Annotated in this window: 12 protein-coding genes; 8 read left to right on the top strand and 4 right to left on the bottom strand. The window is 70.2% G+C overall.

Translation table 11 applies throughout. The features are described from left to right. Nucleotides 1-6: 6 nt before the first annotated feature. Genes AC1DY5_RS00790 through AC1DY5_RS00820 form a run of 7 tightly spaced genes read left to right on the top strand, consistent with a single transcriptional unit; the run spans nucleotide 7 to nucleotide 6,277 of the window. Nucleotides 7-1,551 carry a class I adenylate-forming enzyme family protein gene (locus AC1DY5_RS00790; protein WP_478107409.1) on the top strand — a complete coding sequence of 515 codons (1,545 nt, stop codon included), beginning with the start codon at nucleotides 7-9 and terminating at the stop codon, nucleotides 1,549-1,551. After that, complete coding sequence (locus AC1DY5_RS00795; RefSeq protein ID WP_478107411.1) at nucleotides 1,548-2,339, top strand: enoyl-CoA hydratase/isomerase family protein; 792 nt, start codon at nucleotides 1,548-1,550, stop codon at nucleotides 2,337-2,339. The genes AC1DY5_RS00790 and AC1DY5_RS00795 overlap by 4 nt, the downstream gene beginning before the upstream one ends. Nucleotides 2,340-2,356: 17 nt before the next feature. Continuing rightward, entirely contained in the window at nucleotides 2,357-3,148 is a 792-nt protein-coding gene (locus AC1DY5_RS00800; RefSeq protein WP_478107413.1) for an SDR family NAD(P)-dependent oxidoreductase, read from the top strand. Nucleotides 3,149-3,167: 19 nt separating this feature from the next. Beyond that, the gene (locus AC1DY5_RS00805) at nucleotides 3,168-3,530 is read left to right on the top strand and encodes a Zn-ribbon domain-containing OB-fold protein (protein ID WP_478107415.1); all 363 of its coding nucleotides are present in this window, start codon (nucleotides 3,168-3,170) and stop codon (nucleotides 3,528-3,530) included. Between the two features lie 3 nt (nucleotides 3,531-3,533). Further along, nucleotides 3,534-4,688, top strand: coding sequence for a thiolase (locus tag AC1DY5_RS00810; protein WP_478107417.1), 1,155 nt, complete (start codon nucleotides 3,534-3,536; stop codon nucleotides 4,686-4,688). 8 nt (nucleotides 4,689-4,696) lie between these two features. Then, on the top strand, nucleotides 4,697-5,566 hold the full coding sequence (locus AC1DY5_RS00815) for a MaoC/PaaZ C-terminal domain-containing protein (RefSeq protein WP_478107419.1): 870 nt from the start codon (nucleotides 4,697-4,699) through the stop codon (nucleotides 5,564-5,566). Nucleotides 5,567-5,584: 18 nt separating this feature from the next. Beyond that, complete coding sequence (locus AC1DY5_RS00820; RefSeq protein ID WP_478107421.1) at nucleotides 5,585-6,277, top strand: SDR family NAD(P)-dependent oxidoreductase; 693 nt, start codon at nucleotides 5,585-5,587, stop codon at nucleotides 6,275-6,277. A gap of 20 nt (nucleotides 6,278-6,297) precedes the next feature. Here AC1DY5_RS00820 and AC1DY5_RS00825 read toward each other — a convergent pair whose 3' ends face one another. From AC1DY5_RS00825 to AC1DY5_RS00835, 3 genes are read right to left on the bottom strand one after another with little or no spacing between them, the layout of a single operon-like run. Further along, entirely contained in the window at nucleotides 6,298-7,212 is a 915-nt protein-coding gene (locus AC1DY5_RS00825; RefSeq protein ID WP_478107423.1) for a crotonase/enoyl-CoA hydratase family protein, read from the bottom strand. Further along, nucleotides 7,209-8,063: an SDR family NAD(P)-dependent oxidoreductase gene (locus AC1DY5_RS00830; RefSeq protein WP_478107425.1), complete on the bottom strand. Its 855-nt coding sequence runs from the start codon at nucleotides 8,061-8,063 to the stop codon at nucleotides 7,209-7,211. Before AC1DY5_RS00830 ends, AC1DY5_RS00825 begins: the two co-directional genes overlap by 4 nt. Nucleotides 8,064-8,068: 5 nt before the next feature. After that, a complete protein-coding gene (locus AC1DY5_RS00835; protein ID WP_478107427.1) occupies nucleotides 8,069-9,040 on the bottom strand; it encodes a phytanoyl-CoA dioxygenase family protein in 972 nt (323 codons plus the stop codon). Between the two features lie 175 nt (nucleotides 9,041-9,215). On the opposite strand from AC1DY5_RS00835, the gene AC1DY5_RS00840 reads away from it, so the two are divergent. Beyond that, a complete protein-coding gene (locus AC1DY5_RS00840) occupies nucleotides 9,216-9,614 on the top strand; it encodes a carboxymuconolactone decarboxylase family protein (RefSeq protein WP_478107429.1) in 399 nt (132 codons plus the stop codon). On the opposite strand, the gene AC1DY5_RS00845 is transcribed toward AC1DY5_RS00840, so the two are convergent. Then, nucleotides 9,611-10,090, bottom strand: a 480-nt coding sequence (locus AC1DY5_RS00845; protein ID WP_478107431.1) for an enoyl-CoA hydratase/isomerase family protein, incomplete at its 5' end; no start/stop codon positions are given. The genes AC1DY5_RS00840 and AC1DY5_RS00845 overlap by 4 nt on opposite strands.

Consider the following 10,090-nt stretch of genomic DNA (forward strand, 5'->3'; position numbering starts at 1 on the left):
CGCGTCATGCTCCAGACCATCGGCGAGCTGCTGGAACGTAACGCCCGCTTCCATCCGGAGCGCGAGGCGCTGGTGTGCGAGGGCCAACGGCTGAGCCATCGCCAGTTGCTCGAACGCGCGAAGCGCCTGGCCGACGGCCTGCACCGGCTCGGCCTCCGGCGGCAGGACCGGGTCGCGGTCCTGTCGATGAACAATGTCGAGTACATCGAGCTGCTGGCCGCCGGCGACTGGGCCGGCTTCATCGTCGCGACCGTGAACTTCCGCCTCGCCGCGGCCGAGATCGAATGGCTGCTCGGCGATGCGACGCCGCGCGTGCTGGTGTTCGAGGCGCAGTATGCGGAACTGGTCGGCGCGCTGCGCCCGCGCCTTGCGACGATCGAAGCGTATGTGTGCATCGGCGGCCATGTGCCGGACTGGGCACGCGACTACGAGGCCGTGATCGCGGAGGGTTCCGCCGAGGGGCCGCCGTTCCGCTCGCAGGCGCAGGACTACGGGCCGCTGGTCTATACGAGCGGCACCACCGGCCGGCCGAAGGGCGCGCTGCGAGCCCAGTGGCGCTGGGTGCGGACGGCCGACGCGGGCTCGCGCATGAGCGAGCTGGACTCCGATTCGCGCATGCTGCTGACGACGCCGGCCTTCCACGTCGGCGTGATCGGCTATGCGCTGCAGGTCCGATGGTGCGCCGGCACGCTGGTGCTGCACCGCGGCTTCGATGCGGCGAACGTGATCCGCACGATCCAGCAAGAGCGCATCAGCTTCGCCTTCGTCGTCTCGGCGATGCTGCAGGCGATCCTCGATTCGCCGGCGATCGGCGATGCGGACCTGTCGAGCCTGCACAACGTCGTGGCCGCCGCGGCGCCGGTGCCGGTGACGCTGCTGCGGCGTGCCTTCGAGCGCATCGGCCCGGTGTTCTCGGTGCAGTACGGCGCGACCGAGACCGCCGCCTGCGGCTTGTACCGCCACGAGCTGAAACCGTTCGGCGATGCGCGCGACGTGAAGCGCATCGCCTCGGTCGGCCACCCGGGGCAGGGCACGCGGATCCGCGTCGTCGGCGATGACGGCGAGGACTGCCCGGCCGGCAGCGCGGGCGAAGTCTGGACCTTCACCGACGAGCGCATGGACGGCTACTGGAACAACACCGCCGCGACGCTGGACGCTTTGCGCGACGGCTGGTATCGCACCGGCGACGTCGGCTATCTGGACGAGGACGGCTACCTGTTCCTGGTGGACCGCAAGAAAGACATGATCATCTCGGGCGGCGAGAACATCTACAGCCGCGAGGTCGAGGAAGCGGTGCAGGCCTATCCGGGCATCGTCGAGTGCGCGGTGATCGGCGTGCCCGACCCGAAATGGGGCGAGGCCGTGAAGGCCTACGTGGTCTGCGTGAGCGGCGCGAGCGCGCCGGAAGCCGAGGTGATCGCCCATTGCAAGCGCCTGATCGCCGGCTACAAGTGCCCGAAGCATGTCGAGGCGATCGGCGAGCTGCCCCGGGTGCCCAGCGGCAAGGTGAACAAGGTGGCGCTGCGCGAGCGCGCCAGGAATTCGGAATGAGCGCCATGTTCGAGACCGAGGTTGCCGATCGCATCGCGACCGTCACGCTCTGCCGTGCGCCGGTGAACGCGCTGAGCGAGGAATGGGGCGAGGCTTTCGACGCGCTGCTCGACCGGCTCGGCACGCGCGACGACTGGACGGTGCTGCATCTGCGCAGCAGCCAGAAGGTGTTCGCGGCCGGCGCCGATCTGGCGCAGATCGACGGCTGGGCCGCCGAGCGCCGGCCGGGGCCGCGGCTGGCGCTCTACATCGAGCGGCTGCAGGCGGTGTTCGGCCGGCTCGCGAGCCTGCCGCAGGTCACGCTGGCGGAGGTCGGTGGCGCCGCGCTCGGCGGCGGGCTCGAGCTGGCCCTGTGCTGCGACCTGCGCATCGCTGCGCACGAGGCCAAGCTCGGCCTGCCCGAAGTCGGCCTCGGCCTGATCCCCGGCCTCGGCGGCACGCAGCGGTTGACGCGGCTGGTGGGCGCCGGCATCGCGAGCCGCTTGATCCTCGGGGCCGAGCTGCTGGACGGCTCGGCCGCGAAGGCGCTCGGCCTCGTGCAGTGGGCGGTGCCCAGGGCCGCGATCGGTGACGAGGCGGCGCAGCTGGCGCGCCGTATCGCCACGCTGCCGCCGCCGGCATTGCGCGTCGCCAAGCAGTTGATCGCGGCGGCCGGCGCTTCGGCCACCACCGGCTATGCGCTCGAACGCGAGCTCGGCGGCGCCTTGCTCGAGACGCCGGAGGCGCGCGAACGCATCACGGCCTTCCTGCAGCGCAGCGCCAAGCCCGCACCGACACCATCCCCTTGAACCCTGGAGACCGATTCATGACCGAGAACCTCGACACCTCGTGGCGCGCCGTCACCGACCTGGCCGGCAAGAGCGTTGTCATCACCGGATGCGCCTCCGGCATCGGGCGCGCCGCGGCGCTGCAGTTCGCCAGCGCCGGCGCCGCCGTGTACGCCGGCGACAGGAACCTGGCCGATGGCGAGGCGACCATCGCGCAGATCCGCGCCGGCGGCGGCCGCGGCGAATTCATCGCGCTGGACCTGGCCGACGGGGCGACCATCGACGCCTTCGTCGACGCTGCCGTGGCGCAGATCGGCGGCGCGCCGGACATCGTCGCCAACGTGGCGGGTCTCGACCGCGTGATGCCCTTCCTCGAGAACACGCCCGACGTCTGGGACCTGCTCGCGCAGGTCAACTACATCGGCCCGGTGCGCATGATCCACCGCTTCCTGCCGCACATGATCGAGCGGCGCAAAGGCAAGATCGTGATGGTGGCGAGCGACGCCGGCCGCGTCGGCAGCATGGGCGAGACCTTCTATGCCGGCACCAAGRGCGCGGTGATCGCCTTCACGAAGTCGCTGGCGCGCGAGACGGCGCGCTCGGGCATCACCTGCAACTGCGTCGCGCCGGGGCCGACAGACACGCCGCTGTTCAACGGCACCATTCCGGAGGGCAAGCTGCGCGACGCGCTGATCAAGGCGATCCCGCTGAAGCGGCTGGCGCAGCCGGTCGAGATCGCGCACACCATCGTCTATCTCGCGACGCCGGCCACCGACTTCATGACCGGCCAGGTGGTGTCCGTCAGCGGCGGCCTGACAATGCATGGCTGACGAGCGAACGAGGATCCCCATGAACCCCGAGAAGGAATTCTTCGAGCACCTGGCCTCCGGGCGCTTCATGATCCAGAAGAGCCGCAGCACCGGCGGCCACGTGTACTACCCGCGCATGGCCGAGCCGGGCACCGGCGCGACCGACCTCGAGTGGGTCGCGGCCTCGGGCCGCGGCACGGTCTATTCGACGACGGTGATCCGCGGCAAGCCGCCGGCACCGAACGCCAACCTCGCGCTGATCGATCTTGCCGAGGGGCCGCGCATGATGAGCCGTGTCGAGGGCATCGCGCCCGAGGCGGTGAAGATCGGCATGGCGGTGCACGCCAAGATCATCACCGAGGATGACCATCGGCTGGTCGTCTTCGAACCGGCGGAGGCCTGAGCGATGCAGGAACGCTTCCCCCGCGGCCGGAGCGCGATCGTCGGCACCGCCACCTTCGGCTGCGGCGCTGCGCCGGGCTACAGTTCGATGGAGCTGGCGCACCAGGCGAGCGTGCTGGCGTTGGCTCAGGCCGGACTGAAGCCGTCAGATGTCGATGGCCTGTTCGTCGTCGTCATGGACGACTCGCTCTCCGGTCTCACTCTCGCCGAGACGCTCGGCATTCATCCGCGATTCCTCGACAACAACCGCACCGGCGGTTCGTCGTTCCAGGTGCATGCGATGCTCGCTGCGCTGGCGCTCGACGCCGGGCTGTGCGACGTGGCGCTGATCGCCTACGGCAGCAACCAGCGCAGCAGCACAGGCAAGCTGCTGCAATCGTCGCGGCCCTCGCCCTGGGAGTCGCCGTACAAGCCGCTGCGCCCGATCTCGTCGTACGCGCTCGCCGCGGCGCGCCACATGCACCAGTACGGCACGACCAAGGAGCAGCTCGGCGCCGTCGCCGTGGCCGCGCGCCAATGGGCGGCGCTGAATCCCGAGGCCTTCGTGCGCGAGCCGCTGACGATGGACGACTACCTGAAGGCGCGCCTGGTCGCCGACCCTTTCGGGGTGCGCGACTGCTGCCTCGTCACCGACGGCGCGGCCGCCGTGGTGCTGACGCGCGCGGAGCGCGCGAAGGACCTGAGCCGGCGGCCGGTGTATCTGCTCGGCGGCGCGCAGGCCATGACGCACCGCGAGATCGCCAGCATGCCGGACCTGACCGTCACCGGGCTCGCCGAGGCCGGCCCGCGCGCCTACGCACAGGCCGGCGTGGGCCCCCAGGACATCGACGTCGTCGAGCTGTACGACGCGTTCACGATCAACCCGATCCTGTTCCTCGAGGACCTCGGCTTCTGCGAGAAAGGCGAAGGTGGCCGCTTTGTCGAAGGTGGACGCATCGCGCCGGGCGGCGAACTGGCGGTGAACACCAACGGCGGCGGCCTGTCCTGCGTGCACCCGGGCATGTATGGCCTGTTCACGATCGTCGAGGCGGCGCGCCAGCTCGCGGGCGACGCCGGCGAGCGGCAGGTGCCGGAGGCGAAGCTGGCGATCGCGCAGGGCAACGGCGGCGAGCTCTCGCACGAGGCGCTCGTGATCCTCGGCAGCGAAGAAACGCTTTAGGAACCAAGATGCTCGACTACGAGATCTGCAAGAACTGGACCTTTCCGGACCTCGTTCATCGCTATACCGAACGCGACACGATGCTGTATGCGCTGGGCCTGGGCTACGGCCAGGATCCGATGGATCGCGGCGCGCTGCGCTTCGTCTACGAGAAGGCGCTGCAGGCGGTCCCGACCATGGCCGCGGTGATGGGCTCGCCCGGCATCTGGTGGCGCGACCCGAGGACCGGTGCCGATGCCGTCAAGCTGGTGCACGGCGAGCAGGACGTGCGAATCCTGCGTCCGCTGCCGGTCAAGGGCTGCGTGGTCGCGCGCAACCGCGTGGTCTCGCTGACCGACAAGGGCACCGGCAAGGGGGCGGTCGCTGTGGTGCTGCGCACGCTGATCGACGCGGCCAGCAACGACACGGTGGCCGAGAGCCGCAACGTGACCTTCCTGCGCGGCGACGGCGGCTTCAGTGCCAACGGCGGCACGAGCGATCCCGGCCCCGAGCCGCTGCCGGCGGTGCCCGAGCGCGCGGCCGATCTCGAAGTGGGCTATGCGACCCGGCCCGAGGCGGCACTGATCTACCGCCTGTGCGGCGATGTGAACCCGCTGCATGCCGATCCCGACGTGGCGGCGAAGGCCGGCTTCGACCGCCCGATCCTGCACGGCTTGTGCACCTACGGCATGGCAGCGCGCGCGGTGATCGAGCAGGTGCTCGATCACGATGCGGCGCGGCTGAAGCGCTTGGCGCTGCGCTTTACCTCGCCGGTCTGGCCGGGCGAGACCGTGCGCTACGAGCTGTGGCGCGAGGGCGCGACGGTGCTGCGGCTGCGCGCCAGCGTCGATGCGCGCCAGACCGTGGTGATGAACAACGGCGTGGTCGAGTTCGGCTGAGACCGCCGGAGGCCGACGATGCAAGACAAGGTGGTGATCGTGACCGGCGCGTTCGGCGCGCTGGGCCAGGCGGTGGCGCGAACGCTGGCGATGCAAGGCTCGCGGCTGGCGCTGGTCGATGCGTCGCCGGCTGCGCCGGCCGAGTTCGCGCATTTCGAGGCGTCGCACCTCCTGCTGCCCGGCACCGACCTGTCGCGATTCGACGCGACGCAGGCGGCGATTGCGCGCGTGGCCGAGCGCTTCGGCGGTGTCGATGCGCTGGTCAACATCGCCGGTGGCTTCAGCTGGGAGACGATCGCGGACGGCGACCCGGCCACATGGGACCGCATGTACACGATCAACTTGAAGACCGCGCTCCATGCATGCAAGGGGGCGTTGCCGCACCTGCTGGAACGAGCGGGCCGGGTGGTCAACATCGGCGCCGGGGCGGCGGGCAAGGCGGCCGCGGGAATGGGCGCCTATGCAGCCTCCAAGGCCGGCGTGCTGCGCCTCACCGAGGCACTTTCCGAGGAGACTAAGGACCGCGGCATGAGGGTCAACGCGATCCTGCCCGGCATCATCGACACGCCGGCCAACCGCAGGGACATGCCCGATGCCGATACCTCACGCTGGGTCACGCCGCAGGCGATCGCCGAGGTGGTCGGGTTCCTGTTGTCGGATGCGGCGCGCGCGGTGACCGGGGCCGGCTTGCCGGTGATGGGGCGGCTGTAGCCCCCGCGGGGCCGGCCGGCTCAGTCTTCTTCCGCCGAGGCGCCGCGGGCCTTCAGGCGGACGAGGCTGTCTCCATATGGCTCGTCGCGGTTCTTCAGCGCCTGCTTCAGCCCACCCGATGCCATGTCGGCCCTGAACTGCGTGCGCCGCGGCCCGCTGGCCAGATGTGCGCGCGCGTCGAGCTCGGCGGTGAGCCGCTGCAGCGTGCGCACATGCATCAGCTCCATGCCCAGATTGATCACCCGCTTGTGCGCGGCGAGCAGGTCGACGTCAGTCAGCGCGATGCGTCGAGCGAGTTCGGCGACCTCGTCTTCGAGCCGGTCGGCCGGCACGGCCTCCATCACCAGGCCGAGGCGCGCCGCATCGAGCCCGCTCAGGCAGTCGCCGGTGAACATCAGCCGCTTGGCCCACTGCGGTCCCGCATGCGCGAGCCAGAACTGCGTCGGCGGCGTGCCGTTGGCGCGCGTCGCCGGAAAGCCGATGCGCGCGTCCTCGGCCGCCAGCACCAGGTCGCACAGGAAGGCGAGGTCGGTGCCGCCGGCCAGGCAGTTGCCGTGGATCTTCGCGATCACCGGCTTGTGCAGGTCGAAGATGCGCATGCGCTGTTCGAGCGTGCGTTCGAGCGCCCAGCAGTCGTCGTCGAAGCCGCTGCGCTGGCTGCGGTAGAGCGCCGGGTCGTAGGGCATGTCCTCGGGTGCGACGCCGGCGTAAGCCCCCGCCAGGTCGTAACCGGCGCAGAAGTCGCGCCCGGCGCCGTCGATCACGATCACGTTCACGTCGCGCCGGTCGTCGGCTTCGAGCAGGGCCTGCTCGAGCTCGCCGAGCATGGCGTCGGACAGCGCATTGCGCTTGTCGGGCCGGTTCAGCGTGATGCGCGCCACTTGCTCGTCGACCTTGAAAAGAATGGTCTCGCTGCTCTTCAGCCACTTGTTCATGGCGAGTCTCCGGTCAGGGCGGCCTTCGCATCGTCCTCGGCCGCGATCATTTCCAGGGCGGCGAGTGCCGCCACTTCGCCGACGCCGCCGTCCACCGGCAGGCAAACACCGCTGATGAAGCGTGCCTCGTCGCTCGCGAGGAACAGCGCGGCGGCCGCGACATCCCACGCGTCGCCTTCGATGCCCAGCGGCGCGATGCGGCGGCGGCGCTCGCGGCCGGCGGCGTCGACGAACTGCTCGACCAGCGGGGTGAACAGATGGCCCGGCGCGATCGTGTTCGCGCGCACGCCGTCGCGGCCGTACATCACCGCGAGCTCGCGCGACAGCGCCACCACGGCGGCCTTCGACGGGCCGTAGGCCGCGCCGCCGTGGGCACGCAGGCCGGCAGTGGACGCGATGTTGACGATGTTGCCGCGCGAGGCGACCAGGTGCGTGATCGCCTGCTGCGTCATCAACACGACACTCTTCAGGTTGACATCGAGCACGCGTTGCCACAGTCCGTCTGGGAGCGCCTCGAGGCGGCCGCCGCCTGTACCGAGGCCGACGTTGTTCACCAGCACGTCGAGGCGGCCGTAGCGTTCCAGCGTCGCCGCGACGACGCGGCGGCAGCCGTCCGCCTCGGTGACATCCGCGGCGTAGACGAAGGCGTCGCCCCCGTCCTCGGCAACCATGCGGCGCGTGATCTCGGCGCGTTCGGCGTCCAGGTCCACCAGCGCGACGCGCGCGCCTTCCCGCGCGAACACGCAGGCGATCGCCTTGCCGGTGCCGAAGCCCTCGCCCTGCGAGCCGGCGCCGGTGACGATCGCGACCTTGTCGGCCAGTCGCTGTCCATGGCGAGAGGGGCGAGGCATGGCGCTCAATGGATCGGGCGCATGATCGTCGCGCGCCCGGCCCGGGCCGCGAGGATCACTTCGTCGCCGACGTGAAAGCGCGCGGCGATGTCGGCCAGCGGGACCTGCTGGCCGTCGAGGCCGCGGCAATAGGTCGCTTTGTCGAGGACGAAACGCCCGCCGCGCCCGTCATCGCCTTCGAGGCCGACCGCGCGCGCTTCGACAGCGGTGAGGCGCCCGACCATCGGCGGGTTCTTGTTCGCGCCCATCACGCGGATGTCCATCGACAAGCGAAAGCGGTCGGAGTGGTTCGCGAGGCCGGTGTGCGGCGTGATCAGGTCCATCAACAGCACGTCGCCCGGCCGGTAGGTTGCGCGGCGCCAGCGTTCGGCCGGCACCGCGCCCTCGGGAATCGGATAGAGCGGCGGCTGCCTCGTGTCGTGCAGGATCGGTCCGCGATGCAGGCCTTCGCCGAGGATCAGGCCGCCGACGTCGTCATCGATCTCGGCGAGCGGGATCCAGCAGATGCGGAACGGAATGCCCTTGTTGTAGAAGCCGTCCTGGTGCACGAAGTCCAGGCGCGAACGCGCGCGGTGGGCGGCTGGTGGCGTGGCACGGTACTCGACGGTCGGGATCCAGAAGGGCTCGTCTCCGAGCAGGCGCCGGAAGAAGGCGTGGATCGCCGGCTCACGCACGAAAGGCTGCCAAGCCTTGCGCCTGGACAGCGGATCCATCCGGAAGGGGAAACCCTCGAGGCTCGCGCCGTTGTAGCGCGCCTCCGGGTCCGCCGGGTCGGCCACGCCGTACTCGCCGAGAAGCTGCATGTAGACGGCGCGCAGGCGCGCGACCGCGTCGCGGTCCAGCACGTCGCGGAAGAACCAGTAGCCGTTGCGCTCCCAGGCGGCATCGAGGGCCGCACGGTCGCCAAGCAGGTGGTTCGAGGTCTCCAGTTCGCGTGCCGGGGGCGAGGGGGCAGGTGGTGTCGCAAAAGCGGTCATGTATTGCATATAATAGAACAATGTTCGTAAAATAGAACGAGTTCAATGTAGGCGATGACCTGGGCGTCACACAAAGCGGGTTTACCCGAATCGTCGCCGCGAGCCGTTGCCCAACAACCCGGAGACCCATTCGATGAGCAGCGAAGACGACCAAAGCCCCAACTACCGGCGGGGCGTGAATCTCGTGCGCGAGATGTTCGGAGAAACCTTTCTCGACGGGATGCTCGCGGCGGCAAACTCCGGCGGCTTCGCGGCGGACAGCGCGACCATCGCGCTCGAATCGGCGTTCGGCGCCGTCTGGTCGCGCCCGGGCCTGCAGCGCAAGGAGCGCAGCCTCGTCACCATCGGCATCCTCGTCGGCATGGGCAAGCCCAACGAGCTGAAGAACCACGTGCGCGCGGCGCTGAACAACGGCCTGACGGTGACCGAGCTGCAGGAGGCGCTGATCCAGGCGATTCCGTACTGCGGCTTCCCCTGCGTCGCCGAGGCGCTGGAGGCGACGGTGGCGGTGCTGCGCGAGCGCGGCCTGGTCGGCGACAACGTGAAGACCGCGAAGGATCGCGGGATGCTTTAGCGGTTGTCGAAGCGCGGCGCGCGCTTCTCGAAGTAGGCCTTCCGCTTCTCCGCCGCGTCTTCGGTGGCCTGAGCCTGGAACACCGCGCGCGATTCGATCTCGCACGCCGCCTCGAGGCTCGCGACGCCCTGGTTCAGCCACAACGATTGCTTGGTGAGCCAGACGCCGAGCGGCACGTTGGCACAGATCGCCTCGGCGAGCTCGCGCGCCTCCGCCAGCAGGCGCTCGTCCGGCACCGCGCGCAGTGCCAGGCCGATGCGAGCCGCCTCGTCGGCCAGCACCGGGCGTGCCGTCAGCAGGATCTCGGCGGCACGCTGGGTGCCGACCGCACGCGGCAGCATCCAGCTCATGCCGAGCTCGTGCCCGGTGCCGGCGTTGTGGATCGAGTTGACGAACCGGGCCGATGCGCCGGCCAGGCACAGGTCGGCGGCCAGCGCGAACGCGAAGCCGATGCCCGCCGCGGCGCCGTTCACCGC

The organism is Variovorax sp. P4_D9, from assembly GCF_056401695.1.

What these genes read in the sequence shown, in the direction of transcription:
- AC1DY5_RS00790 (WP_478107409.1), top strand. Translation starts at nt 7, where the DNA reads ATGCTCCAGACCATCGGCGAGCTGCTGGAACGTAACGCCCGCTTCCAT.
- AC1DY5_RS00795 (WP_478107411.1), top strand. Translation starts at nt 1,548, where the DNA reads ATGAGCGCCATGTTCGAGACCGAGGTTGCCGATCGCATCGCGACCGTC.
- AC1DY5_RS00805 (WP_478107415.1), top strand. Translation starts at nt 3,168, where the DNA reads ATGAACCCCGAGAAGGAATTCTTCGAGCACCTGGCCTCCGGGCGCTTC.
- AC1DY5_RS00810 (WP_478107417.1), top strand. Translation starts at nt 3,534, where the DNA reads ATGCAGGAACGCTTCCCCCGCGGCCGGAGCGCGATCGTCGGCACCGCC.
- AC1DY5_RS00815 (WP_478107419.1), top strand. Translation starts at nt 4,697, where the DNA reads ATGCTCGACTACGAGATCTGCAAGAACTGGACCTTTCCGGACCTCGTT.
- AC1DY5_RS00820 (WP_478107421.1), top strand. Translation starts at nt 5,585, where the DNA reads ATGCAAGACAAGGTGGTGATCGTGACCGGCGCGTTCGGCGCGCTGGGC.
- AC1DY5_RS00825 (WP_478107423.1), bottom strand. Translation starts at nt 7,212, where the DNA reads ATGAACAAGTGGCTGAAGAGCAGCGAGACCATTCTTTTCAAGGTCGAC.
- AC1DY5_RS00830 (WP_478107425.1), bottom strand. Translation starts at nt 8,063, where the DNA reads ATGCCTCGCCCCTCTCGCCATGGACAGCGACTGGCCGACAAGGTCGCG.
- AC1DY5_RS00835 (WP_478107427.1), bottom strand. Translation starts at nt 9,040, where the DNA reads ATGACCGCTTTTGCGACACCACCTGCCCCCTCGCCCCCGGCACGCGAA.